Below are 23590 nucleotides of genomic sequence, written 5' to 3'. Positions count from 1 at the left end.
GCCGAGAAAGCGTTATCGCAAGGGGCGCAGCACAATTGGCATGCCGTCGAGTGGCACCGGCATGCCGCCGTAGTCGTAGCGCGGCTTGTACCCCGGGTGGGGCAACTCGAGTCGATACTTCCGCAGCAACCGGTGCATGACGGTTTTGATCTCCAACTGACCGAAGACCATGCCGATGCACTTGTGCGCTCCGCCGCCGAAGGGGGCGAACGCGTAACGGTGCTTCTTGTGCTCTGAGCGCGGCTCGGCAAAGCGTTCGGGGTCGAATTTGTCCGGGTTCGTCCACAGTTCGGGCAGCCGATGGTTGAGCGACGGCCACGTCACCACATCGGTGCCGGCCGGAATGAAGTAACCGAGCAGGTCGATGTCGCGGACTGCGCGCCGGAAATTCATCGGCAGCGGCGTGACCATCCGCAGGGCCTCGTTGATCACCAGGTCGTAGGTTTCCAGCTTGTCGAGCGCCTCGATGTCCAGCGGGCCGTCGCCGATGCGAGCCGACTCGTCACGGCAGCGCTCCTGCCATTCGGGGTTGGCCGCCAAGTGGTAGGCCATCGTCGTCATCGTCGACGTCGAGGTGTCATGGGCCGCCATCATCACGAAGATCATGTGCGCCACGATGTCGTCGTCGGTGAATCGCTGGCCGTCCTCGTCTTCGGCCTGGCACAGCACGCTGAGCATGTCGGTGCGCTCGTGACCGCGCGTCTCGGCGACACGAGCAGAGAAGTAGTTCTCCAGCGTCTTGCGTGCCTCGATGCCGCGCCACCAGGTCAGCGGTTTGACCGGTTTGCGGATGATCGCGTTGCCGGCGCGGGTGGTGGTGGTGAACGCGTGGTTGATCGTGGTGACGAGGTCGTGATCGGTGCCTGCTTCATGGCCCATGAACACCACCGAGGCGATGTCGAGCGTGAGCTCCTTGGCGGCGGGATGGAACAGGAACCGGGCGTCGTTGGCGACCCAGTCGTTGCCAACCACCTTGCTGGCCACCGAGTCGATGTGCTCGACGTAGCCGGCCAGGCGCGAGCGGGTGAACGCCTCCTGCATGATCCGCCGGTGGAACATGTGCTCGTCGAAGTCGAGCAGCATCAGGCCGCGCTCGAAGAACGGCCCGATGACCGGGTCCCAGGCCCGCTGCGAGAACTCCTTGTTGCGGTTGGAGAAGACGGCCTGCGTGGCGTCGGGGCCCAGCGCCATCACCGAAGCCAGGGCGGGCGAGTACTGGTAGTGGATCGGGCCGTACTTGCGATAGACCTCGACGGCGAACTCCGGCCCGAGGCGGAAGAACTCGATCATGTGGCCGATGATCGGCAGCCCCGAGTCACCCATCGCCGGCTTGAGACCGCTGCCCGCGGGTGGCTGGGCCAGCGCGAACTGTTTCCACTCGTGCCTGCGGAGCCGCTTCTCGGCCAGACCCATGCCGGGGATGGTCACCGGGGTCGGCTTCAACCGACGCTTGGCCTGGTCAAGCAGGTAATCCTTGGTGCTGATGGTCGCCATGAATTCTCCCTGGGCAAAAGACTGTGGCCGTTGTCACTCCTGATCCTCATCCTGGATGGCAGACTTGACGCATGTCAAGTTTTGTTTCGGCGCGGCGTGGATGCAAAGGTCTAGGGCGATGACCGCCCAGCCCGCTCCACAGCAGGTTCGCCGCAGCCGCGGGGACCGGCAGCGCGAGGCCATCGTCAACGCGGTACGCGAGCTCCTTCAAGAGGGATCGTTCGCCGATCTGTCGGTCAGCACGATCAGCGAGCGGGCCGGCGTCGCCAGGTCCGGCTTCTACTTTTACTTCGACTCCAAATACGCGGTGCTGGCGGTGATCCTTGCCGATGCCAGCGAGCTGCTCGACGAGCTGACGCATCACTTCGCGCCGCGTGAGCCCGGCGAGACGCCTGAAGCGTTCGCGAAGCGGATGGTCGGCAGCGCGGCTGCGGTATACAACAACGACGATCCGGTGCTGAAGGCGTGCTCGGTGGCGCGAAATACCGATGCCCAGATCAGCGAAATGATGGACGACTTCTACGACGGCATCATCGACAAATTGATCACGCTCCTCGAGCAGGACTCCGACGCGCGCCCGATCTCGGATGATCTGCCCGCGCTGGTGCGCACGCTGGCTGCGGTGACGTCGTTCACGTTGACCGAGGACAGTGCGTTCGTTGGCCGCGGCGAGGACCCTGCGCGCGCCATCGACATCGTCGAGCGATTATGGCTGAGCGCGTTTTGGGGTGACCGGTAGTCTCACCGCCATGGCACAGCGGAGCTTTGCGGCAAAGCGTTGTTTTCTCACCGGTGCCGCGAGCGGAATCGGCCGCGCCACCGCGCTGAAGCTGGCGGCCGAAGGCGCCGAGCTGTACCTGACCGACCGTGATGCCGAGGGCCTTGAGAAAACCGTCGCCGACGCACGTGCGCTCGGCGCCCAGGTGCCAGAGCACCGCGTGCTCGACATCTCCGACTACGACGAGGTGGCCGCGTTCGCCGACCACATCCACGCCAACCATGCGCCGATGGATGTGGTGATGAACATTGCGGGCGTATCGGCGTGGGGGACGGTCGACCAGCTCACGCACCAACATTGGCGCTCGATGGTCGACATCAATCTGATGGGCCCGATCCACGTCATCGAGACCTTCATTCCGCCGATGCTGGCCGCCCGTCGCGGTGGGCATCTGGTCAACGTGTCATCGGCCGCCGGCTTGGTCGCGCTGCCCTGGCACGCCGCCTACAGCGCGAGCAAGTATGGGCTGCGCGGAGTTTCGGAGGTACTGCGCTTCGACTTGGCCCGCTACCGCATCGGGGTTTCGGTGGTGGTGCCAGGTGCGGTGAAAACGCCTCTGGTACAGACAGTTCAGATCGCCGGAGTGGATCGCGAGGATCCCAATGTGAAGCGGTGGACCGACCGCTTCAGCGGGCATGCGGTCTCGCCCGAGCACGTCGCGGACAAGATTCTGCGCGGTGTGTCGAAGAACCGGTTCCTGATCTACACGTCGCCGGACATCAGGGCGCTGTATGCGTTCAAACGTGTTGCGTGGTGGCCGTATAGCGTGGCGATGCGGCAAGTCAACGTTCTGTTCAGTCGTGCACTTCGGCCGTCGTCTCGCGTCTAGCGCTTACCCCAGTCCCATGGGGGCGCGGTCAGCATGCCCAAGCCCTTGATGCGGGTCTCGCCGAGTTCCTTGTACAACTCGACCTCCACTGCGCTGCCCTCGTCGGCGTCGCTCACCGGCACGGTGTCCAGAAACTCCAGCATCGCCCTCGAGTGCGTGACGACGACGACCTGCGTCTGACTGGCCGCCGCCTGGATCAGCGACGCCAACGGACGTACCAGGTCGGGATGCAGTGACGTTTCCGGCTCGTTGAGCACCATGAGAGAGGGCGGTCGAGGAGACGTCAGCGCGGCTGCCCACAGCAGGAAACGCAGTGTGCCGTCAGACAACTCGGCCGCGCGCAGCGGGCGCAGCATGCCGCGCTGTTGCAGCTGCAGATCGAAAAGGCCGTCACGGACGGCCACCGACACCGTCGCACCGTCGAAGGCGTCGGCGACAGCACGCTGCAGGTCCTCGAATCCGGCCTCGATGATCGTCTGCACTGCGGCGGCGAGGTCGGCGCCGTCGTCGGAAAGCACCGGTGTGCGAGTGCCGACGTGGGGCAGTCGCGACGGTGCTGTCGCGTCCACCCGGAAGCCGTCGTAGAACCGCCAGCTGCGCAGCCGATGCCGAACGGCGGCCAGCTCCGGATGCGCACCCGGGTGGGCGTATTCGGCGAGGACACTGCGGTAGGTGGGCAGCGATCGCGTCATCTCGTCGAAGCCCCGCCCGGATTCCGCGCTGGCCTCGGCGAATTCACGGGTGCGGCGCACCAGCGTCGAACTGGTCCGCATCACGTGGCCGACGAAAACCGCCTCGCGCTTGATCTCCGGATCGCGTGCGAACAACGAATTGTGGCCCGCCATCTGCGGCAGCCCGAGGTCGACCAGGTAGCCGAAATCGTCGGAGGCGAACCCGAGTTCGAGCGAAACCGGCCCGGTGCGCCTTGTGCCCTCGACCTTTCCGGTACGACGCGCGCCCGACAGGTGTTCCGGTCCGGCCCACAGCACCGACTCCAGGCCGCCCTCGCGGGCCAGCGAGCCGATCACCTCGCCGCGGCCGCAGTCGGCGAGCAGTCGCAGCGCGCGATACAGCGATGACTTTCCGGTGCCGTTCGCGCCAGTGACGACCGTGAGCCGCGCAAGGGGCAGCACGATTTCCCGCAGCGAGCGGTATCCGCGGATGGCGACCGTCTGCAGCATCTGGCTCAGTACCCGCCGTCCGGAGGGTTGAGTTCCAGTCGGACGCCGAGCAGCCGGACGGGGCGGTCGAGTTCGAACTGGGCGAGAAGGTCCAGCGCGGTCTGTTTGATGGGTTCGGCATCGACGGTCGGGGCGGCAAGCTTGCGAATCTTGGTCCGGGTATAGAACGTGTTGGTGCGGACGGTGACCGCCACCCTGGTGACGATTCGACCCTGAGCGACGATCTCGTCGAGTGTCTGCTGCGCGAGATCTCTTACAGCGGAGTCCATTTCGCCTCGATCGGTCAAATCGGTGGCGAAGGTGATGACGTGGCTGCGCGAGCGCGGCACCCATGGTTCGGCGCTGACGGTGGTGTCGCCGCCGCCTTTGGCCAGCAGCAAAATCCACAGCCCGGTCGTCGGGCCGAATGTCGACGTGAGCACCGTCGCATCGGTCGCAGCCAGATCGGCCACCGTCGTAATGCCCATTCCGGCAAGCTTTTTCGCGGTCTTCGGGCCGACACCCCACAACGCATCGACCTCGCGATCACCCATCACCGCCATCCAATTCTCATCGGTCAGCTGATAGATGCCTGCAGGCTTACCGAATCCCGTCGCGACCTTGGCGCGCTGCTTGTTGTCGCTGATGCCGACCGAACACGACAACTGCGTCTGCCCGATCACCTCACGGATCTGCTCGGCCAGCGCGACGGGGTTGTCAGACTCTTCCAGGTCGGCGCCGACATAGGCCTCGTCCCAACCCCACACCTCGACGGGGTGGCCGAGGTCGCGCAGCAGCGTCATCACCTCTTCAGACGCTTCGTCGTAGGTCGCGGTGTCGAGCGGTAGAAACGTCGCGTCCGGGCACTTGCGGGCAGCGGTGCGCAGCGGCATGCCTGCGTGCACTCCGAACGTGCGTGCGGGGTACGACGCGCATGTGACGACCTTGCGCGGCTCGTTCGGATCGCCGTTGCCGCCCACAACGATCGGCAGACCGGCAAGTTCGGGCCTGCGGCGCACCTCGACGGCGGCCTGAAACTGATCGAGGTCGACGTGCAGGATCCACCGCTGATTCATCGGCCGCAGAGCTTGCGCGCCACGCTTTCCCACGCCGCGCCGAGCTGCTCGAGGGTCTGGCCGCGCTCGATCATCTGGAACTGGACATAGTCAGGGTCGAGCAGGCCGAGCAACGCGAACGCCTGCGCATCCAGGTCGCCGGTCGTGCCGGCGGCCTCCAGCAGCACCCGGATGTGCCTGTGGTGAAACATCACCGGGGCGATGAACCGCATCTGCGGATCTCGGTTGGCGTCGGACAGCAGCGCGTGGTGGGCATCGACGAACTCGAGCCGATCGGCGCCGTATGCGAGCAGCCGGTCCAGCGGCGGCGCACCGGGGCCAAGCGGCGGCGGGCCGAACATCAACGCCTGCTGTTCGGCCTTCTCGTCCTCGTCGAGCAGCACGATCATCAAGCCGGCCCGGCTGCCGAACCGCCGGAACAGCGTGCCCTTGCCGACGCCCGCGGCCGCGGCGATGTCGTCGGTGGTGACCGCATCGGGGCCACGCTCGGCAATCAGGCGCCGCGCAGCGTCGAGCAGTAGCGTTCGGTTGCGGGCGGCGTCGCCGCGTTCCTGCGGCGGTTGATCCGTGACCGGCAACTCACGCAGCGGGGGAGTAGCGGTCATATCAGCAGTTTAGTTCAGGCGGAATAAATCGGACCACGGTCCGGTTGGGGCGTGCGAGGATCTTGCAAAGACCGAAGGGAACGAGAGATGTCCGACACCAAGGTTTTGGTGCTGTTGGGAAGCCTGCGCGCCGGATCGATCAACCGTCAGCTGGCTGAGCTCGCGATCGAGTCCGCGCCCGACGGCGTGCGCCTGGAGCTGTTCGACCGGCTTGGCGAGCTGCCGTTCTACAACGAGGACGTCGACACCGAGCAGCCCGCGGAGCCGGTGCAGGCGCTGCGTGCCGCTGCGGCCGACGCCGACGCCGCGCTCGTCGTCACCCCCGAATACAACGGGACTATCCCGGGCGTGTTGAAGAACGCGATCGACTGGCTGTCGCGACCGTTCGGCAACGGCGCGCTCAAGGGCAAGCCCGTCGCTGTCGTGGGTGCCTCACACGGCCAGTACGGCGGCGTGTGGGCGCACGACGAGACGCGCAAGTCCTTTGGTATCGCCGGAGTTCGGGTGGTCGAGGATCTCAAGCTGTCGGTGCCGACGCCGGTATTCGACGGTAAGCACCCAAGCGAAAATGCCGAGGTGGCCGCGAACCTGCGCGACATCGTCGGCAAGCTCGCCGCCGAGATCGCCTGAGCGCGAACAGCTTCAGCTCGCCAGCAGCCTGCCCAGGGCGTCGGTCAAGACATCGGTGCTCAGTGGCTCACCGGTGATCAGCGCGTGCAACAGGGCGCCGTCGATGAAGATCGCCGCGGCCTGCGCGGCGTTGTGACCTGTCTTCGGCTCGAGGATCGCGATCAAACCGTCCAGCCACAAGCGGGCGTGCGGCCGCAGTTCGGGCCGATGGCTGGCCGCTGTGTACAGCTCATTGCAGGCGCGGTAGCGGTCGTGGTCGGTCAGGTAGTCGGCCGTGAGTCGGGCGAGCGTGCCGGGTAGGTCGGCAGTGGCACGCAGTTGTTCTGCCCATTCGTCGAGACCCTCGATAGAACCGCGAGCCGCGTCGGCGAGGGCGGCCTCGCGCAGTTCGTCGAGATCCCTGAAGTAGTAGGTCGTGGAGCCGACCGGCACGCCGGCGACCTCGGCGACCCGACGATGCGTCAGCCCGGCCAGCCCGGCTTCTGCGATGACGCGGGTCGCGGCTTCGACGATGAGCTGTCGACGGCCGACGGGATCACGCGGCCTGCGCCGCGGCGGCGCGGTCAATGGGCGCCTGCCATGTTCAGCGTGACCACGCCGCCGATCACCAGCGCTATGCCGACGACCTTGCCCAGCGACATCGGGGAGCCGAGAAATACGACCGCGATCACGACGATCGCGGTCGTGCCCAGCGCCGACCACAGCGCATATGCCACGTCGATCTGCATGCCGCGGGCGATCGCCATCGCCATCAATGCGAAGGCGACCGCATACCCCGCCAGGCACGCCACCGTCGGCCACAGCCGAGTGAAGCCGTCGGTCGACTTCAGCAGGCTGGTCGCGAGCACTTCGGCCACGATCGCGACGCCCAATAACAAGTAAGCCACGATTCTCCCTAGTGTACGTATGTACATGTACAAACGTACACTACTTGCCGTGGCCCCTTCGGTCGGTTTGCTGTTACGTCACCGTGACGGTTCGCGTCGGGTCACGTGTCGGTGCCCGGTGGTAGACCAGACCTCAGGCGCGACACAACCGCAGTGTGATGTGCGACACGCCGGGCGTGTTGACGCCGGAATGCTTACGACCAGGGAATTTCAAAAATGTTATTCAGAACATCTTGTATCCCTTCGCAATGTCGGACACCAGGTGTAGTGTTTCGAACACCGACAGACCCCCACCGGTACCAGTACCCCAGGGTCGGCCGGAGGCCACAAATCCGGCGGTGTCGGTTCCCAGACCCACCGGGCGCGCGGCCGCAGGGCACCTGGAATTTTGAGGGCCCAAGGGTCGCTGAACTTCAGCGAGATGCAGTACCAGAGCAGTTGCCAGTCTCAGTGCAGTGTCAGTCAGTGCCAGTTGTAGAGGAGCCGTACCGCAGATGACCGTCACCGTCTACACCAAGCCCGCATGCGTGCAGTGCAACGCCACCTACAAGGCGCTGGACAAGCAGGGCATCGCCTACGAGAAGGTCGACATCAGCCTGGATAGCGAGGCCCGCGACTATGTCATGGCGCTCGGATATCTTCAGGCGCCCGTCGTGGTGGCCGGAAACGACCACTGGTCCGGCTTCCGTCCCGATCGCATCAAGGCGCTGAGCGGCGCGGTCGCGGTAACGGCATAAGGGGTATCCCGACAGCAGAGAGGAGACGACCGATGAGCAATCTCGTGTACTTCTCCAGCGTGTCGGAAAACACCCACCGCTTCGTCCAGAAGCTGGGTCTGCCCGCCGTCCGGATTCCGCTGCACGGACGCATCGAGGTCGACGAGCCGTTCGTGCTGGTGCTGCCCACCTACGGCGGTGGGCGCGTCACTCCCGACATCAATGACGGCGGCTATGTCCCCAAACAGGTCATCGCCTTCCTCAACAACGAACACAACCGGTCGTTGATCCGCGGCGTCATCGCCGCGGGCAACAACAACTTCGGCGCCGAATTCGCATACGCGGGCAATGTGGTGTCCCGCAAATGCGCAGTGCCGTACCTCTATCGCTTTGAACTCATGGGTACTCCCGAGGACGTGGAAGCCGTCCGTGCGGGCTTGGAAGATTTCTGGAAGGAACAGACGTGCCACCAACCGTCACAGCTGCAGAGCCTGTAACCACCGGCGCGCACGCGCTTCCGGGCGAAACGGATTACCACGCCCTCAACGCGATGCTGAATCTGTACGACGCGGACGGCAAGATTCAGTTCGAAAAGGACCGCGAGGCCGCGCACCAGTACTTCCTGCAGCACGTCAACCAGAACACGGTGTTCTTCCACAACTACGACGAAAAGCTCGACTACCTGATCCAAAAGGAGTACTACGAGCGCGAGGTGCTCGATCAGTACAGCCGCAACTTCGTCAAGAGCCTGATCGACCGCGCGTATGCGAAGAAGTTCCGGTTCCCGACGTTCGTCGGCGCATTCAAGTACTACACGTCCTACACGCTGAAGACCTTTGACGGCAAGCGGTATCTGGAGCGGTTCGAGGATCGCGTCGTCATGGTGGCGCTGACGCTGGCTGCAGGCGACACCACCCTGGCAGAGAAGCTGGTCGACGAGATCATCGACGGCCGGTTCCAGCCGGCCACGCCGACGTTCCTCAACTCGGGCAAGAAGCAGCGCGGTGAGCCGGTGTCCTGCTTCCTGCTGCGCATCGAAGACAACATGGAGTCGATCGGCCGCTCCATCAACTCGGCGCTGCAGCTGTCCAAGCGCGGTGGCGGAGTTGCATTGCTGCTGAGCAACATTCGCGAGCACGGCGCGCCGATCAAGAACATCGAGAACCAGAGTTCCGGCGTCATCCCGATCATGAAGCTGCTGGAGGATTCGTTCTCCTACGCCAACCAGCTCGGTGCGCGGCAGGGCGCAGGCGCGGTGTACCTGCACGCCCATCACCCGGATATCTACCGCTTCCTGGACACGAAGCGCGAGAACGCCGACGAGAAGATCCGGATCAAGACGCTGAGCCTCGGTGTGGTGATTCCGGACATCACGTTCGAGCTGGCCAAGAAGAACGAGGACATGTACCTGTTCTCGCCGTACGACGTCGAGCGCGTGTACGGCATTCCGTTCGCCGACATCTCTGTGACCGAGAAGTACTACGAGATGGTCGACGATGCGCGGATCCGCAAGACGAAGATCAAGGCGCGTGAGTTCTTCCAGACGCTGGCCGAACTGCAGTTCGAGTCCGGCTACCCGTACATCATGTTCGAGGACACGGTGAATCGGGCCAACCCGATCGAGGGCAAGATCACGCACAGCAATCTGTGCTCGGAGATCCTGCAGGTGTCGACGCCGTCGGTGTTCAACGAAGACCTGACGTATGCCCAAGTTGGCAAGGACATCTCGTGCAATCTGGGCTCGTTGAACATCGCAAAGGCGATGGATTCGCCAGATTTCGCGCAGACCATCGAGGTGGCGATCCGAGCGCTGACGGCGGTGAGCGATCAGACGCACATCTGGTCGGTGCCGTCGATCGAGCAGGGCAACAACGACTCTCACGCGATCGGGCTGGGGCAGATGAACCTGCACGGCTACCTGGCGCGCGAGCGGATCTTCTACGGCTCCGAAGAGGGCGTCGACTTCACCAACATCTACTTCTACACAGTGCTGTATCACGCGCTGCGCGCGTCGAATCGCATTGCGATCGAGCGTGGTTCGCACTTCAAGGGCTTCGAGAAGTCGAAGTACGCGTCGGGGGAGTTCTTCGACAAGTACACCGAGCAGGTGTGGGAGCCGAAGACCGATCGCGTCAAGGAGTTGTTCGCAGACGCCGGCATCCGCATTCCGACGCAAGAGGATTGGGTTCGGCTGAAGGAGTCGGTGCAGGCGCACGGCATCTACAACCAGAACCTGCAGGCGGTTCCGCCGACCGGCTCGATTTCCTACATCAACCATTCGACGTCGTCCATTCACCCGATCGCGTCGAAGGTCGAGATTCGTAAGGAAGGCAAGATCGGGCGCGTGTACTACCCCGCGCCGTACATGACGAACGACAACCTGGAGTACTACCAGGACGCGTACGAGATCGGCTACGAGAAGGTCATCGACACGTACGCCGCGGCGACGCAGCACGTCGATCAGGGGCTGAGTCTGACGCTGTTCTTCAAGGACACCGCGACGACACGTGACGTGAACAAGGCGCAGATCTACGCGTGGCGCAAGGGAATCAAGACGCTGTACTACATCCGGTTACGCCAGATGGCGCTGGAGGGAACCGAAGTCGAGGGCTGCGTGTCCTGCATGCTGTAGGCATGTTGGCTCAGCCATGAACGATAGTTTGGAATCTTCGGAGCTGTGGCAATTCTTCGCTGCGTATTTCAACGAGGATTGGGGCCTGGACGCAGATGGCTGGGAAGGAATAGTCGACAATTACGTCTCCGATGATCCGACAGCCCAAGGCTTGCAAGCGTTGGCCAAAGAGATGGACGGCGTGCGCAGGGCCCATCCGGAACCGGAGTTGAAAGAGTATCTTTTTCGCACCCTCGGGTGTTATTACAGCCCAGTCGATATAACGTGCGAGGAATGGCTGGGCCAGGTGGCCGACCGATTGCGCCAACATGCCGCGGCGATCGACAACGGCAACCCATCGCAGCATTGACACCGCCGCCGGCGAGTGTGGACTTGATACACGCGATGCGGGAAGTAGGCGTGCAATATGTCCACACTCGCCGATGATGCGGCCGCGCTAACCCATCGCGTAGACGGGCAGGCGATCAACCCGCGTCAGCACTGAGTGCTTCGGCGGAACGCTGGGGCCGGGGTTGGCCTCCTCTAGCTCCGCCTCGTCGTCTATCCAGCACTCGCCGGTGCGCTCGTCGTAGTCGCCGCCGTAGAACACGCAGCAGACGCCAATGTCGTCCGGGTGGTCGGCTGCGCACTGCCAGAAGTCGTCGCCCGCGGCGTTGACGGGCTGTGCACTCGCGTTGGCGGCGAGTCCGATGGCCATCCCCGCAGTCATGGCCGCGGCGGCCAGAAGTCCCTTGATGTTCATGCCGCTAAGCCTGAAGCGCAGCCGTCGTCGCCAAAACGGGGCGAACTCCGCTCGACACCGATCACGCGTCGGGGTTGTGGCGGCCGCACCCGGTAGGGGATTAGGGGCGCGGCCAATGGCCAGTTATGACACGCAAATCCCGAAATCGCGTGCCATAAGTGGCCGCTCGACGAGCGACGGGCGCACTACTTCTTGACGGTGTGCTGCGGGCCTTGCGCCTTCTTGTACAACGCCTTGAGCATCCGGTCGCGGAAGGCCGCGTTGTCGATCAGCTTGATCCCGGCGTTCGCAAAACGCGGATAGCCCAGCAGCTTGTGGAAGTAGCGGCCACGCCGATACTCCCTGCCCCACGCGTCTTCCATCCGAAGCGCGTAGTTGGTGAAGTCGTCGGGCCCACCGTTCTGCAGCGCCGCGATCGCACATTCGCCTGCGGCCAAGCCGGACTCGAGCGCCTTGGAGATGCCCGCTCCCGATGCCGGCTTACCCGCGCCCAGCGAGTCACCGGTGAACAGCACGCCCGGCCGCCACGGCGGCCACGCAGTGAAGCCCATCGGCAGCCGCCACGCCCGCACGCTCTTGTTCTTCTTCAGCTCTTCGATCGGCGGCAACTCCCACTCGCGCGGCAGCGTGCGCAGGAAATCGCCAAGGAACTGCGTCGCATTGATCGACTGCCAATTCTTGTAGCTGTTCACGTATCCGAGCCCAATGTTGAACAGGCCGTTGCCCATTGGGAACACCCAGCCGTAGCCCGGCAGCTGATCGCCCTGGAACGCGAGCTTCAAATAGATGTCGAGGCTGTCGGAATCCGGCCGGTTGGCGTGCATCTCCGATCGGATCGCGATCGCGGAATAGCCGTTGTACTCCGAATCGATCTTCAGGGCCCGCTTGATGGGGGAGTAGGCGCCGTCTGCCGCGATCACCGCATCGCCGTACACCTTCTCACCGCTCTTCAACACGACGCCGACTACGCGTCCGTTCGCGTCGAGTTCGGGGCCGGCCACCTCGGCGCCCTGACGCACCTCGGCGCCCGCGGATTCCGCGTGCTTGAGCAGTAGCGTGTCCAGGTGCTCGCGGCTCACGGTGTGGCCGTGGTCTGGCATCCCTGGGCGCTTCGGGAAAGAGAGCTCCCACTGAGACGGGCTGAACACCGTGACCCGGTTCACCCGATGGAAGGTGTTCACCTCGTCGGCCAGGCCCATCTTCTGGAGATAGCTGACGGCGCGCGCGGTCAGGCCGTCGCCACACGGCTTGGCCCGCGGAAACTCCGCCTTGTCCAGGACCACTACCTTGGCGCCGGTCTGTGCGGCCTGCCACGCGGCCGCCGAACCGGATGGTCCGCCACCCGCGATGACCAGGTCGTATCGCTGCGTCATACGTCTCTCTCGTTAATTGGCTGTCGCACAAATATTACCCAGCGTGACTGGTCGGTTGTCGGCAAGCAAATTTGCCTGGCCAGGGCAGCGAAACGCCATGTTGCGGGACGGTCTGAGCAGGTCAGCGACGTCCGGGCGGTACAGTAAGCGGGTGCGACGAGGGTCGAGGTCACGTTCCAGCAGTGAGCCGGGTGTCAAAGTAGACGCCCGCAGCGAGCGCTGGCGCGAGCATCGCAAGAAGGTGCGCTCGGAGATCGTCGACGCCGCTTTCAGGGCGATCGACCGACTCGGACCCGAATTGAGCCTGCGTGAGATCGCCGAAGAGGCGGGCACCGCGAAGCCAAAGATTTACCGCCATTTCACCGACAAGTCAGATCTGTTCCAGGCGGTCGGTGAGCGGCTGCGGGACATGTTGTGGGCCGCGATCTTCCCGTCGATCAACTTGTCGAGCGACCCGGCGCGCGAGGTCATCCGCCGCAGCGTCGAGCAGTACGTGCGACTCGTCGACGAGCACCCGAACGTCATCCGGTTCCTGCTCGAGGGCCGCTTCGCCGAGCAGAGTGCTTCTGCGGTCAAGGCGCTCAACGAGGGCCGCGAAATCACCCTCGCGATGGCCGAGATGTTCAACAACGAGCTGCATGACATGGAACTCGACGCCACGGCGATGGAGCTGGCGGCCTACGCGGCTTTCGGGTCGATCGCTTCGGCGACGGACTGGTGGCTGGGCCCTGAGGAAGACAGTCCCCGCCGGATGCCGTCAGAGGAGTACGTCGCGCACCTGACGACGATCATGGTCGGCTCCATCAACGGGACCTGCGAATTGCTCGGCATCAAGATCGACCCGGACCTCCCGCTGCACGAGGGTGTGCGGCGTCGCGAACACGTCGCCTGACGAATTTGAGGCAGACGCCTCATGCGCTGAGTCCGTGCCGCGCCTGACCATCGGTGCATGACAAAACAACTCACCCCACAACAGACCGTCGCGGCCGTGCTGGCCAACCCGATACTGCCCCCTGGCGACGACGAACGTTTCGTCGGTTTCGGAATCATGGGCCTGCCGTTCGCCAACGGGCACTACCTGGCAATGCGCCAATTTCCCGCGACTTCCTTTGCGCCGCCGTACATCTCGGTGTGGCATCGCGACCCGTCGTGTAATTGGACGTTCTACGCAACGACGCCGGGCCAGCAGAGCTGCGCACGCTACTTCGGCTCGGCCACTCCGAACGACGCGGTTCGATGCGATATCGATGTCAGTTGGACCGGCCCGTCTTCGGTGCTCATCGAAATACCGGGAGTGTTGCGGTGGGCAGCCGATTTCGACACGACGAGGGCCACTCGGTTGATGAGCAGGATCGGCGGCCGGCTGCCGGACGAGACATGGGCCGATCCGACGGTCTCCCGCCGGCTGAGCCGCGTCGCCCGCCGCACGCTGGGCGTGGGCGATGTCCGGCTGACCGGCCGCGCCCCGAACGGGCAGTGCTACACGATGGCGCCGAAGCAGTTGTGGATCGTCGCCGACTCGACCGCGGTGCTGCACGGTCGTGACCTCGGACCGTCCGGACCGCTGCTGCGGCAAGCCCGGCTCGGGGACTTCCGGATGCCGCAACGCGGTATCGCAATGGTCGGATCGGGCCACTTCGAAACGTTCGACGCCGATCGGCACCTGTCCGCCGAGCGCGCCATGTCATATGCCTGAGCGGCGCGCCGTTGGCTCCGCTGGCCGCGACGGCTAACCTGGGAAGCTGAAGTACCCGGTACCGGCGTTCCCAGGAAGGACCGATCGATGACGGTTGCCCCCGAGCAGGCTGCGTCCAGCACCGAACAGCCCGTGCACACCCGCGCACTGATCATCGGCACCGGCTTCTCCGGTCTCGGCATGGCCATGGAGCTACAGCGCCGCGGCGTCGAGTTCCTGATCCTGGAAAAGGCCGACGAGATCGGCGGCACCTGGCGCGACAACACCTACCCCGGATGCGCGTGCGACATCCCGTCGCACATGTACTCGTTCTCGTTCGAGCCGAAGCCCGACTGGCAGCACATGTGGTCGTTTCAGCCCGAGATCTTGGACTACCTCAAGGGCGTGACCGAGAAGTACGGGCTGCGTCGCTACATCTCCTTCGGATCCCACGTCGACCGCGCGCACTGGGACGACGACGAGTTGCGCTGGCATGTCTTCACCAAGGACGGCCGCGAGTACGTCGCGCAGTTCGTGGTTTCCGGTGTCGGCGGTCTGCACATCCCGTTGATCCCGGAGTTCGAGGGGCTCGACGAATTTGCCGGCGCCGCATTCCATTCCGCGCAGTGGGACCACACCGTCGATCTGACTGGCAAGCGGGTCGCGGTCATCGGGACGGGCGCGAGCGCGATCCAGATCGTGCCCGAGATCGTCAAGGACGTCGGCGCGCTGCAGTTGTATCAGCGCACCCCGGCCTGGGTGATGCCGCGGCCCAACAACCCGATCCCAGAGTGGATGCGCGACGCGTTCACCAACGTGCCGGGTACTCGGGCGGCGATGCGCGCGGGCATCTACTGGATTCATGAGGCTGTCGGCTTTGCCATGACCAAGCAGCCGCGGCTGCTCAAAATCGGTGAGCTGATGGGCAAGTGGAACATCCGGCGTTCAGTCAAAGATCGCGAGCTACGCCGCAAACTCACGCCGAACTATCGCGCCGGCTGCAAGCGAATCCTGAACTCCGACACCTACTACCGGGGTGTGGCCGACCCCAAGACCGAAGTCGTCACCGACGCCATCACCCGGTTCACCCCGCGGGGCATCGTCACCTCCGACGGCACCGAACGCGACGTCGACGTGGTCGTCTTCGCCACCGGATTCCACGTCACGGACTCGTACACCTACGTCGACATCAAGGGACCCGGCGGCGAGGACCTGGGGGACCGATGGACCCGCGAGGGGGTGTCGGCGCTGCGCGGCATCACGATCGCCGACATGCCGAACCTGTTCTTCCTGCTCGGGCCCAACACTGCGCTTGGCCACAACTCGGTGGTGTTCATGATCGAGTCGCAGATCCGGTATGCGGCGCACGCAATCGCAGCCGTCGACAAAGCGGGCGCGCAGGCGCTGGCGCCCACACGTGCCGCGGCCGACGCCTACAACGCCGAATTGCAGCGCGACTTGGCGGGCACGGTGTGGAGCACCGGAGGTTGCCGGAGCTGGTACATGGACGAGCACGGCGTGAACCGGACCCTGTGGAGCGGGATGACCTGGCAGTACTGGCTGGCGACCCGCAGATTCAAGGCGTCGGAGTACAAGTTCATCGGCGCGGGCTCGACAAACTGAGGCGACACGCGGCCACAAGATGTCGCGGTTCCGGCCGTTGTCGCACCCCAGGGGTAGTGTCGGGGATGCCGGTTCGGCAACCTACTTCTGCGGCGAAATGGGGTTCTCGTGAGTGATGGCATGAAGCTGATCGACCGTGTTTCGGCCATCAACTGGAACCGCCTGCAGGACGAAAAAGACGCCGAGGTCTGGGACCGGCTGACCGGTAATTTCTGGTTGCCAGAGAAGGTTCCGGTGTCCAACGACATTCCCTCGTGGAACACGCTGACCGCACACGAGAAGCAGCTGACGATGCGGGTGTTCACCGGCCTCACGCTGCTGGACACCATCCAGGGCACCGTCGGCGCCGTGAGCCTGATCCCAGATGCGCTCACGCCGCACGAGGAAGCGGTCTACACGAACATCGCGTTCATGGAGTCGGTCCACGCGCGCAGCTACAGCAACATCTTCTCGACGCTGTGCTCGACTGCCGAGATCGACGACGCGTTCCGCTGGTCGGAGGAGAACCCGAACCTTCAGCGCAAGGCCGAGATCGTCATGCAGTACTACAAGGGTGACGAGCCGCTCAAGCGCAAGGTGGCCTCCACGCTGCTGGAGAGCTTCCTGTTCTACTCAGGCTTCTATCTGCCGATGTACTGGTCGTCGCGCGCGAAGCTGACCAACACCGCCGACATGATCCGGCTGATCATCCGCGACGAGGCCGTGCACGGCTATTACATCGGCTACAAGTACCAGAAGGGCTTGGCGCTCGAGGACGACGCCCGCAGGGCCGAGCTCAAGGATTACACCTACGAGTTGCTGTTCGAGCTCTACGACAACGAGGTGGAGTACACGCAGGATCTGTACGACGAGGTCGGGCTGACCGAGGACGTCAAGAAATTCTTGCGTTACAACGCAAACAAGGCGCTGATGAACCTCGGCTATGAGGCGCTGTTCCCGCGCGATGAGACCGACGTGAATCCCGCTATCCTGTCGGCACTTTCACCGAATGCCGACGAGAACCACGACTTCTTCTCGGGCTCGGGGTCGTCGTATGTGATCGGCAAGGCCGTCAACACCGAAGACGAGGACTGGGACTTCTAAGAGCCATAGCTCGAAACGAGGTACGGCCACCGAACTTGTTCACAGTTCGGTGGCCGCAACGAAGAAGCGCTGAACCTAGTTCTTGAACGCGTCCTTGACCTTCTCGCCGGCGTCTTTCAGGCTGGATTTCGCCTGATCGACCTTGCCCCGGTTTTCGGTGTCTTTATCGCCGGTCGCCTTGCCGAGAGCCTCTTTGGCCTTGCCGCCGAGGTCGTCGATCTTGTTGCTGGCTTTGTCTTGGGCGCCCATTATTCATCCTTTGGTTAAAGGTGGGTGTGGGCTCAGAATGAACCTTTTGGCTGCATACCCACCCGCAGAGCCCGCTAAACCCCCGCGACCTAGTTGCGGGCCAGAGTTCGGACGGTCGCGACGATCAGTTGTTCGGCGCTCGGCGGCCGCAGTCCGTCGGTGCGTCCGGCGAAGTAGCGTGCCGTGAGAACGTCCGGGCCGACATGCTGCGCCGTGGAAAACCCTGCGCTGAGACACATTTCGACCATCTCGCCGGGTGCGTAGTGACTGATGAAGGGCGTGCCTGACTGTGCCGCGGCAGCCTCGACGGATTCCTGCACCGGGCGCTCGACCGGGTCGACCAAGTCCACCGGCAGCATGAACGTCATGGCCAGGACCGTACCGCTCGCGAGGGCGGCGATCTGCCGCAGTGTCGCTTCGGTCGCCTCCTTGGTCAGGTACATGCTCACGCCCATCGACGAGACCACCGCTGGCTGATGAACGTCAAAGCCGTTGGCCTGCAGGGCATCCGGGAACGTCTCCCCGTGTTCGAAGTCGACCGGCACGAACTGCAGATTCTCTCCTGGCGGATAGCCGATCTCCGTGAGTCTGCGCCTCTTCCAATCCTGGGTTCCTGGCTGGTCCACTTCGAAGATCCGGACCACGGCATCCGGGTGGCGCTGCGCGAAGCTGTCCAGCCCGGCGCCGAGAATGACGTACTGCTTCACGCCTGTTGCCGCGCGATCGATCACGAGGTCGTCCAGATATCGGGCACGCGCAACGATCGAGGCGCGAAACGGACGCGTCGCGTCGGGATGCATGTCGCCGCGCTCGCGCCAGTGCGGATCGGGGTCGGCCAGTAGGAGACCGATGGTGTCGTCGAGGACATGCGGCGGCGCGTCGACTTCGACGTGCAGGGCGCGCCACAGCGCAGTGCGGACGGCGGTGCTGTCGGGTGCTGACGTTGCCTGGTTCATTTGGCCGGCGCCTGCAGCTTCCACTCGCGCCCGTCAGGATCGCGAACCGTCATCAACCTTGTGCCCCAATGGGTGTCCTCCCACGGACTGACAACCTCGACGGAGCCGTCGAGCTCGAACGCGTCGGCATCGGCCACCGCCAGCACGACATGTCTGCGCGTCGGCTCGGTCTCCGGAACCTCCGCGATGAACAGGTACGGCCCGTCGCCGCGGCGCAGCTGCCCGGAGTTGTGGTCGGTCGCGAACTCGATTTCGTAGCCAAGTGTCTGAAAGAACTTGGCCGACTTGCCCCAGTTGTGGGTTTCCAGGAAAACGGCCTCGATGCCGTCGGTTGTCATTCAGTCCTCCTACGTCGATTGCTTTCCGTGGGTGTCGAGGTAGGTCCGTAGCGCTTCGGCGACCAGCGCCGAGAGCGAGGACTCCGTTTCGATTGCATGGTGTTTGACCCGCCTGATCAAGCTGACCGGCAGGTACACGTTGAATTGCTTGACGTCCTCGTCGCCCACATGATCGATGCTAGCATGCTAGCAATCTAGCGCTAGCGCGTCCCCGTGAGAAGACGAAGAAGGCCCCGACACGCCGAGCGTGCGGGGCCTTCTGCGTCTGCTCGCGGTATTAGGTCTCCACGCGCTCGTGGGCGTCCTCGATGACCGTCCGACCGATCTCCGCGTACGCCTCCGGCTTGGCGAATCGCATCCACACCGCGTAGGCCAGGCCGAGCACGAACACCGCCAGGATGAGGTACGGGCCTGTCTTGAACACCAGCGAGTTGGCGGCATAACCCGCGGCGAAGGCACGGTTATCCCACAGCAACCACACCACGTACAGCATCGCCACTCCGCCGATCAGCGGAGCGATCAGTGTGGTGATCACGTTGCCGCGGTGGGTCTTTCGCACCCAGAAATACCAGATCACCGCAGCGGAACAGATGGCCTGCACCAGCAGGATCGCCGCCGTGCCGATCAGCGCCAGCAGGCCGTAGATGTTGGTGTAGGGCACCAGTGACGGGGTGTCCACCGGGACGCCGTTGGCATCGGGTACCTGCACCGCGGTGAAACCGGCGAACAGCAGCACGATCACCAGCGTGATCACGGCCTGTACGGCCGAAGCGATGTGCGGCGACCCGTGCGTGGTATGCGTCGCACCGACGGTGGAACGCATTGCCTTAGAAGGAATTTCGCGGCCAAGTGCATACAGGTAACGGGACGCCGCGTTGTGGAACGCGAGTGCGCACGCGAACGACCCGATGACCAGCAGGATCTTGTATACGTCGAGCAGCACGCTGCCGAGGTTGTCCTTCACCAGCCCGAAGAACAGGTCGAGCGGCGACGCGCTGATCGAGGTCTCGATCGACGTCTTGGCCCCGTTGCCCGCCACCACCATCGCCGAGATGAAGGTGTAGAAGAGGCCAAGCCCGATCACCGCGATCAGGGTGGCCTTCGGGATGATCTTCTTCGGGTTGCGCGACTCCTCGCCGTAGACGGCGGTCGTCTCGAAGCCGACCCAGGACCAGAACGCGAAGAACAGACCGATCGCCATCGACCCCGCCGCCGCCGCTGTGCCGAATGCGCCCGCAGGCAGGCTCTCGAATGCGTTGTTCAGCAGCACCGTCTGGTTCAGCATGAACCCGTCGGGGCCGCCGCCCTTGAAGATCACCGAGAAGGCCAGCGCGAACAGCACGCACACCTCGGAGATGAGAGTGACTCCGAGAATCGCGGCCGTCAGGCTGATGTGGAAATGGCACAGCACCCCGATGATCACGATCGCGCCGATGGCGAAGACCAGCCACGGGATGTTCACTCCGGCAATGGTGTTGACGGCGTCGTTCGCGAAGTACGCGCACCCGCCGATCAGCGAGCCCTCGAAGATCACGTAGGCGAACGTGGCGAGCAGGCCGCTGGCCATGCCCCAGACCTGACCCAGCCCGTGGGAAATGAAGCCGTAAAACGCTCCCGTGGTGGTGATGTGCTTCGCCATCGCGACATAGCCAAGCGCGAAAACCGTCAACACGATCGTCGCGAACAGGAAGCCCGCAGGGGCGCCCAACCCGTTACCGAAGCCGACGGCGATCGGGACGTTGCCCGTCATCGCCGTGATCGGTGCCGCGTTGGCGACGGCCATGAAGATGACCGCGACGATGCCGATGGCGCCCTTTTTCAGGCCCGCCTGTGGCGCGGTGACAGGTTCGACGGCTGCGGATTCAGTGGTCACCGCGGGCCTCCTGGTTCGGATCGGAGTGCGAAAGCGGCCTGCGATGCTGCAGTCCGCACATGAGCGTCGCATCCCGCGACCATCTCGACAACCCGAAGACACACGGCGTTAACAAACGACCAAGCCGGCCGCGGTGCAATGACCGCTGGCCGGCTTGGCGGCGTTTCGGCTAGCCCCGCAGTGACGACGTATCGATAACGAAGCGGTACCGCACGTCGCTGGCCAACACGCGCTCGTATGCCTCGTTGATGTAATCCGGTGCGATGACCTCGATTTCGGGCCGCACGTCGTGCTCGGCGCAGAAGTCCAGCATCTCCTGAGTCTCGGCGATGCCGCCGATCATCGAGCCCGACAGGCTGCGGCGCCCGCCGGCCAGCGGGAAGGCAGGCACGGCCATCGGGTGTTCGGGGATGCCCAGTTCGACCAGGGTGCCGTCGACGGCGAGCAGGTTTAGGTAATCGCCCATGTTCAGGTTGGCCGACACCGTGTTCAGGATTACGTCGAAGCGGCCGGCCAGCTTGGTGAAGGTGTCAGGGTCGCCTGTCGCGTAGTACTCGTCGGCGCCGAGGCGAAGACCGTCCTCCATCTTCTTCAGCGACTGGCTCAGCACCGTCACATGTGCGCCCATCGCGTGCGCGAGCTTGACCCCCATGTGGCCCAGACCGCCGAGGCCGATGACTGCGACCTGCTTGCCTGGGCCCGCATTCCAGTGCCGCAGAGGCGAATACAGCGTGATCCCGGCGCACAGCAGTGGCGCGGCGGCGTCGAGTGGAAGGCTGTCGGGGATACGCAGCACGTAGTTCTCGTCGACGACGATGGCTCCGCTGTAGCCGCCGTAGGTCGGCTCACCGTCGGAGAGGAAGGCGTTGTAGGTGCCGACCATGCCGGTGCCGGTGCAGTACTGCTCGAGGCCGGCCTTGCAGTTGTCGCATTCGCGGCACGAGTCGACGAAGCACCCGACGCCGACGCGGTCGCCGACCTTGTACTTGGTCACCTCGGAACCGACCTCGGTGACGATGCCGGCGATCTCGTGGCCCGGGACGACGGGGTAGTTGGGCTGACCCCATTCCGCCTTGACGGTGTGGATGTCGGAGTGACAGATGCCCGCGAAATGAATGTCGAACGCAACGTCGTGCGGTCGTACCTCGCGGCGGGTGATCGTGGTCTTGGTCAGTGGTTCGGTGGCCGACGTAGCGGCATATGCGGTAACAGTGCTCATCACGATCCTCTTTGGTGTCTTCACAGCAAGCGCTAAGGGATTAGCCAAGCCAGATTGGAATTGCCGCAACGGTGCGGCCCACCGGAGACAACGGTTGACCCGTCGGCCTTAATCCCGGTTGTGACTGTGAATTAGAGCCTAGAGCCCAGGCGCGCGGAATGCGCCGTTGAAGGACACCCGCTCGTAGCGGGCGACGTCGGCCTGCACGTAAGGGTCGCGATCGAGCAGCGCCTGTGCTTCTTCGCCTGTCATATCGGCGGTGATCAGCACGCCGCCTGACCCGTCCTCCTGACGACCCGCCAGCAGCAGATGGCCCGCCGCTATCTCGGCCTCCAGAAATTTCAGGTGAGCGGGCCGGGTCTGCTCGACGACGTCCGGGGCTTGCAGGTACGTCGACTTGAGGACGTGGATCACGACCGCGACATTAGTTGATCGGGGCGTTGAGCCACTTCAGGTCCGCCAGCATCCCGCGCGCGGCGACAATGCCTTCTCCGGTCTGCCACACCTCGTTGTTGACAGCGAAAACCCGGTTGTCCCGGTTGGCGGACAACTTCTTCCACGCGTCGCTGTTCATCACCGTGGGGGCGCGATCCTTCGCCGCAGGGGAGGCGAACGAGATGTAGACGATGTCGCCGTCGGCGGCCGAGAAGTCCGGCGACTCCTCCATGGCGGAGTCGGTGATTCCGATCTCGATATATGGCTTGTCGGTAAAGCGTTGTGCCGCAGGGCGATCCGCGCCGACGGCCGCCAGCACGCTGCCCGGGAAGGTATCCGCTCCATACACCCGCATCGTGGTGTCGGTGAACTGCACCACCGACGCCTGAAAGTGGGTGGCGTCGTTGTCGGCGCCCGTCTTGTCGGCGTCCCTTTCGAAGCCGTCGACCAATCCGTTGGCGGCATCGAGTCGTCCGGTCGCCGCCCCGACCGTGCGCAGGTTGTCCTCCCACTTCGCCCCCGGTGGACCGGTGAACACCGTCGGCGCGATCGCGGTCAGCTGCGGATAGGCGTCCGGTGTCAGCGCTGCGGAGCCCAGGATGAGATCGGGGTTGGCGGCCTTGATGGCCTGCATGTCGGGCTCGCTGCGCGTACCCGCCCCCGCGACATCGTGCACGACCTTGCCCAGATAGGACGGCTGGGTGTTCGAGCCGTCCGGCAGGGCGGCGGCGACGATGCGCGACTGCAGGCCCAGCGCACACAGCGCGTCAAGCTGGTCGCCCGACAGCACGACGATGCGCTGCGGGTCGGCCCGCACGGTGGTGGTGCCTGCCGCGTGGCGAACTTCACGATCCGGCGGGCCCGGATCGAGCGCCGCGGGATCAGGTGCACACGATTCGTCGGGCCTGCGCTGGTTACCGAGCACGCCGGCGCTTGCGATCTTGGTGGTGCTGGTGATGACTGACTGTTCGCCGGCTTGCGACGGGGCGCTCTGGGATCCGCACCCGCTGACCGCGGTGACCGCGAAAGCCGTGACGACCGCCGCCACACCTACCCGCGCTCGGCTGATCAGCACGCCGCCGACGTTAACATCCGGCCACCTTGCCGCTGGTGAGCCCGCGTCTGGCAGCATTTACGACAGTTTGTAGGACCACCCCGACTTCCGGGTATTCCGGGAGCTAGGATTCACTTGAAGACCGCGGGGATGTCCCCACCAG

General features: G+C 64.3%; 27 protein-coding genes. 11 read left to right on the top strand and 16 right to left on the bottom strand.

The annotated features are described in order from the left end of the window. Nucleotides 1-12 precede the first annotated feature (12 nt). Entirely contained in the window at nt 13-1494 is a 1482-nt protein-coding gene (locus GGC64_RS05170; RefSeq protein ID WP_192721352.1) for a cytochrome P450, read from the bottom strand. 118 nt (nt 1495-1612) lie between these two features. Here GGC64_RS05170 and GGC64_RS05165 point away from each other — a divergent pair, with 118 nt between their 5' ends. Both GGC64_RS05165 and GGC64_RS05160 read left to right on the top strand, forming a co-directional pair. Next, nucleotides 1613-2233 carry a TetR/AcrR family transcriptional regulator gene (locus tag GGC64_RS05165; RefSeq protein ID WP_192721351.1) on the top strand — a complete coding sequence of 207 codons (621 nt, stop codon included), beginning with the start codon at nt 1613-1615 and terminating at the stop codon, nt 2231-2233. 10 nt (nt 2234-2243) lie between these two features. Continuing rightward, on the top strand, nt 2244-3101 hold the full coding sequence (locus GGC64_RS05160; RefSeq protein ID WP_192721350.1) for an SDR family oxidoreductase: 858 nt from the start codon (nt 2244-2246) through the stop codon (nt 3099-3101). Here the strand turns inward: GGC64_RS05160 and GGC64_RS05155 are convergent. From GGC64_RS05155 to GGC64_RS05145, 3 genes are read right to left on the bottom strand one after another with little or no spacing between them, the layout of a single operon-like run. After that, nucleotides 3098-4282 carry an AAA family ATPase gene (locus GGC64_RS05155; RefSeq protein ID WP_192721349.1) on the bottom strand — a complete coding sequence of 395 codons (1185 nt, stop codon included), beginning with the start codon at nt 4280-4282 and terminating at the stop codon, nt 3098-3100. The genes GGC64_RS05160 and GGC64_RS05155 overlap by 4 nt on opposite strands. Before the next feature lie 5 nt (nt 4283-4287). Continuing rightward, complete coding sequence (locus tag GGC64_RS05150; protein WP_192721348.1) at nt 4288-5337, bottom strand: DNA polymerase IV; 1050 nt, start codon at nt 5335-5337, stop codon at nt 4288-4290. Then, nucleotides 5334-5942, bottom strand: a complete 609-nt coding sequence (locus GGC64_RS05145) for a TetR/AcrR family transcriptional regulator (RefSeq protein WP_192721347.1) — start codon at nt 5940-5942, stop codon at nt 5334-5336. The genes GGC64_RS05150 and GGC64_RS05145 overlap by 4 nt, the downstream gene beginning before the upstream one ends. An 87-nt stretch (nt 5943-6029) precedes the next feature. Between GGC64_RS05145 and GGC64_RS05140 the strand changes: the two genes are divergently transcribed. Next, complete coding sequence (locus tag GGC64_RS05140) at nt 6030-6572, top strand: NADPH-dependent FMN reductase (protein WP_192721346.1); 543 nt, start codon at nt 6030-6032, stop codon at nt 6570-6572. Between the two features lie 12 nt (nt 6573-6584). On the opposite strand, the gene GGC64_RS05135 is transcribed toward GGC64_RS05140, so the two are convergent. Together GGC64_RS05135 and GGC64_RS05130 are read right to left on the bottom strand one after the other, a co-directional pair. Then, nucleotides 6585-7139, bottom strand: coding sequence for a TetR/AcrR family transcriptional regulator (locus GGC64_RS05135; RefSeq protein ID WP_192721345.1), 555 nt, complete (start codon nt 7137-7139; stop codon nt 6585-6587). Then, nucleotides 7136-7459 carry a multidrug efflux SMR transporter gene (locus tag GGC64_RS05130; protein ID WP_192721344.1) on the bottom strand — a complete coding sequence of 108 codons (324 nt, stop codon included), beginning with the start codon at nt 7457-7459 and terminating at the stop codon, nt 7136-7138. The genes GGC64_RS05135 and GGC64_RS05130 overlap by 4 nt, the downstream gene beginning before the upstream one ends. A 494-nt stretch (nt 7460-7953) precedes the next feature. Here GGC64_RS05130 and GGC64_RS05125 point away from each other — a divergent pair, with 494 nt between their 5' ends. The 4 genes from GGC64_RS05125 to GGC64_RS05110 are packed head-to-tail and all read left to right on the top strand — an operon-like array spanning nt 7954 to nt 11156. Next, nucleotides 7954-8196, top strand: coding sequence for a redoxin NrdH (locus GGC64_RS05125; protein ID WP_192721343.1), 243 nt, complete (start codon nt 7954-7956; stop codon nt 8194-8196). Between the two features lie 32 nt (nt 8197-8228). Continuing rightward, a complete protein-coding gene (gene nrdI / locus GGC64_RS05120; protein WP_192721342.1) occupies nt 8229-8672 on the top strand; it encodes a class Ib ribonucleoside-diphosphate reductase assembly flavoprotein NrdI in 444 nt (147 codons plus the stop codon). Next, nucleotides 8639-10807, top strand: a complete 2169-nt coding sequence (nrdE, locus tag GGC64_RS05115; protein ID WP_192721341.1) for a class 1b ribonucleoside-diphosphate reductase subunit alpha — start codon at nt 8639-8641, stop codon at nt 10805-10807. Before nrdI ends, nrdE begins: the two co-directional genes overlap by 34 nt. Nucleotides 10808-10823: 16 nt before the next feature. After that, complete coding sequence (locus tag GGC64_RS05110) at nt 10824-11156, top strand: contact-dependent growth inhibition system immunity protein (protein WP_192721340.1); 333 nt, start codon at nt 10824-10826, stop codon at nt 11154-11156. A gap of 87 nt (nt 11157-11243) precedes the next feature. Here GGC64_RS05110 and GGC64_RS05105 read toward each other — a convergent pair whose 3' ends face one another. Then, nucleotides 11244-11549: a hypothetical protein gene (locus tag GGC64_RS05105; RefSeq protein ID WP_192721339.1), complete on the bottom strand. Its 306-nt coding sequence runs from the start codon at nt 11547-11549 to the stop codon at nt 11244-11246. Nucleotides 11550-11734: 185 nt separating this feature from the next. Beyond that, nucleotides 11735-12922 carry an NAD(P)/FAD-dependent oxidoreductase gene (locus GGC64_RS05100; protein ID WP_192721338.1) on the bottom strand — a complete coding sequence of 396 codons (1188 nt, stop codon included), beginning with the start codon at nt 12920-12922 and terminating at the stop codon, nt 11735-11737. A gap of 151 nt (nt 12923-13073) precedes the next feature. Between GGC64_RS05100 and GGC64_RS05095 the strand changes: the two genes are divergently transcribed. From GGC64_RS05095 to nrdF, 4 genes are all read left to right on the top strand, one after another. Then, nucleotides 13074-13814 carry a TetR/AcrR family transcriptional regulator gene (locus GGC64_RS05095; protein WP_369434966.1) on the top strand — a complete coding sequence of 247 codons (741 nt, stop codon included), beginning with the start codon at nt 13074-13076 and terminating at the stop codon, nt 13812-13814. Between the two features lie 57 nt (nt 13815-13871). Next, the gene (locus GGC64_RS05090) at nt 13872-14618 is read left to right on the top strand and encodes a hypothetical protein (protein ID WP_192721336.1); all 747 of its coding nucleotides are present in this window, start codon (nt 13872-13874) and stop codon (nt 14616-14618) included. 87 nt (nt 14619-14705) lie between these two features. Continuing rightward, nucleotides 14706-16220, top strand: a complete 1515-nt coding sequence (locus GGC64_RS05085) for an NAD(P)/FAD-dependent oxidoreductase (RefSeq protein ID WP_192721335.1) — start codon at nt 14706-14708, stop codon at nt 16218-16220. A gap of 120 nt (nt 16221-16340) precedes the next feature. Next, nucleotides 16341-17303, top strand: coding sequence for a class 1b ribonucleoside-diphosphate reductase subunit beta (gene nrdF, locus GGC64_RS05080; RefSeq protein WP_225951462.1), 963 nt, complete (start codon nt 16341-16343; stop codon nt 17301-17303). A 75-nt stretch (nt 17304-17378) separates the two neighbouring features. Here nrdF and GGC64_RS05075 read toward each other — a convergent pair whose 3' ends face one another. From GGC64_RS05075 to GGC64_RS05040, 8 genes are all read right to left on the bottom strand, one after another. Then, a complete protein-coding gene (locus GGC64_RS05075) occupies nt 17379-17552 on the bottom strand; it encodes a CsbD family protein (protein WP_192721333.1) in 174 nt (57 codons plus the stop codon). 89 nt (nt 17553-17641) lie between these two features. Further along, nucleotides 17642-18508, bottom strand: coding sequence for a class I SAM-dependent methyltransferase (locus tag GGC64_RS05070; RefSeq protein WP_192721332.1), 867 nt, complete (start codon nt 18506-18508; stop codon nt 17642-17644). Continuing rightward, nucleotides 18505-18846, bottom strand: coding sequence for a VOC family protein (locus tag GGC64_RS05065; protein ID WP_192721331.1), 342 nt, complete (start codon nt 18844-18846; stop codon nt 18505-18507). Before GGC64_RS05065 ends, GGC64_RS05070 begins: the two co-directional genes overlap by 4 nt. Nucleotides 18847-18855: 9 nt before the next feature. Then, nucleotides 18856-19014: a ribbon-helix-helix domain-containing protein gene (locus tag GGC64_RS05060; RefSeq protein WP_192721330.1), complete on the bottom strand. Its 159-nt coding sequence runs from the start codon at nt 19012-19014 to the stop codon at nt 18856-18858. Between the two features lie 109 nt (nt 19015-19123). Next, nucleotides 19124-20719: an APC family permease gene (locus GGC64_RS05055; protein ID WP_192721329.1), complete on the bottom strand. Its 1596-nt coding sequence runs from the start codon at nt 20717-20719 to the stop codon at nt 19124-19126. A 169-nt stretch (nt 20720-20888) separates the two neighbouring features. Next, the gene (locus tag GGC64_RS05050; RefSeq protein WP_192721328.1) at nt 20889-21938 is read right to left on the bottom strand and encodes an NAD(P)-dependent alcohol dehydrogenase; all 1050 of its coding nucleotides are present in this window, start codon (nt 21936-21938) and stop codon (nt 20889-20891) included. A gap of 138 nt (nt 21939-22076) precedes the next feature. After that, the gene (locus tag GGC64_RS05045) at nt 22077-22352 is read right to left on the bottom strand and encodes a YciI family protein (RefSeq protein WP_192721327.1); all 276 of its coding nucleotides are present in this window, start codon (nt 22350-22352) and stop codon (nt 22077-22079) included. A gap of 10 nt (nt 22353-22362) precedes the next feature. After that, nucleotides 22363-23448 (bottom strand): iron-siderophore ABC transporter substrate-binding protein, encoded by a 1086-nt coding sequence (locus GGC64_RS05040; RefSeq protein ID WP_192721326.1) that lies wholly within the window; start codon nt 23446-23448, stop codon nt 22363-22365. Nucleotides 23449-23590 lie beyond the last annotated feature (142 nt).

Origin of the sequence: Mycobacterium sp. OAS707 (assembly GCF_014873705.1) — a bacterium.
Taxonomy (GTDB): domain Bacteria; phylum Actinomycetota; class Actinomycetes; order Mycobacteriales; family Mycobacteriaceae; genus Mycobacterium.
The sequence above is the reverse complement of the archived record's forward strand: the minus strand, read 5'-3'. Positions and strand labels throughout refer to the sequence as shown.

Excerpts from the sequence above, each read along its gene's own strand:
- GGC64_RS05145 (WP_192721347.1), bottom strand. The coding sequence starts at position 5,942 with ATGACCGCTACTCCCCCGCTGCGTGAGTTGCCGGTCACGGATCAACCG.
- GGC64_RS05070 (WP_192721332.1), bottom strand. The coding sequence starts at position 18,508 with ATGAACCAGGCAACGTCAGCACCCGACAGCACCGCCGTCCGCACTGCG.
- GGC64_RS05125 (WP_192721343.1), top strand. The coding sequence starts at position 7,954 with ATGACCGTCACCGTCTACACCAAGCCCGCATGCGTGCAGTGCAACGCC.
- GGC64_RS05150 (WP_192721348.1), bottom strand. The coding sequence starts at position 5,337 with ATGAATCAGCGGTGGATCCTGCACGTCGACCTCGATCAGTTTCAGGCC.
- GGC64_RS05090 (WP_192721336.1), top strand. The coding sequence starts at position 13,872 with ATGACAAAACAACTCACCCCACAACAGACCGTCGCGGCCGTGCTGGCC.
- GGC64_RS05085 (WP_192721335.1), top strand. The coding sequence starts at position 14,706 with ATGACGGTTGCCCCCGAGCAGGCTGCGTCCAGCACCGAACAGCCCGTG.
- GGC64_RS05165 (WP_192721351.1), top strand. The coding sequence starts at position 1,613 with ATGACCGCCCAGCCCGCTCCACAGCAGGTTCGCCGCAGCCGCGGGGAC.
- GGC64_RS05155 (WP_192721349.1), bottom strand. The coding sequence starts at position 4,282 with ATGCTGCAGACGGTCGCCATCCGCGGATACCGCTCGCTGCGGGAAATC.
- GGC64_RS05100 (WP_192721338.1), bottom strand. The coding sequence starts at position 12,922 with ATGACGCAGCGATACGACCTGGTCATCGCGGGTGGCGGACCATCCGGT.
- GGC64_RS05075 (WP_192721333.1), bottom strand. The coding sequence starts at position 17,552 with ATGGGCGCCCAAGACAAAGCCAGCAACAAGATCGACGACCTCGGCGGC.
- GGC64_RS05050 (WP_192721328.1), bottom strand. The coding sequence starts at position 21,938 with ATGAGCACTGTTACCGCATATGCCGCTACGTCGGCCACCGAACCACTG.
- GGC64_RS05170 (WP_192721352.1), bottom strand. The coding sequence starts at position 1,494 with ATGGCGACCATCAGCACCAAGGATTACCTGCTTGACCAGGCCAAGCGT.
- nrdI (WP_192721342.1), top strand. The coding sequence starts at position 8,229 with ATGAGCAATCTCGTGTACTTCTCCAGCGTGTCGGAAAACACCCACCGC.
- GGC64_RS05065 (WP_192721331.1), bottom strand. The coding sequence starts at position 18,846 with ATGACAACCGACGGCATCGAGGCCGTTTTCCTGGAAACCCACAACTGG.
- GGC64_RS05160 (WP_192721350.1), top strand. The coding sequence starts at position 2,244 with ATGGCACAGCGGAGCTTTGCGGCAAAGCGTTGTTTTCTCACCGGTGCC.
- GGC64_RS05140 (WP_192721346.1), top strand. The coding sequence starts at position 6,030 with ATGTCCGACACCAAGGTTTTGGTGCTGTTGGGAAGCCTGCGCGCCGGA.
- GGC64_RS05105 (WP_192721339.1), bottom strand. The coding sequence starts at position 11,549 with ATGAACATCAAGGGACTTCTGGCCGCCGCGGCCATGACTGCGGGGATG.
- GGC64_RS05110 (WP_192721340.1), top strand. The coding sequence starts at position 10,824 with ATGAACGATAGTTTGGAATCTTCGGAGCTGTGGCAATTCTTCGCTGCG.
- nrdF (WP_225951462.1), top strand. The coding sequence starts at position 16,341 with ATGAAGCTGATCGACCGTGTTTCGGCCATCAACTGGAACCGCCTGCAG.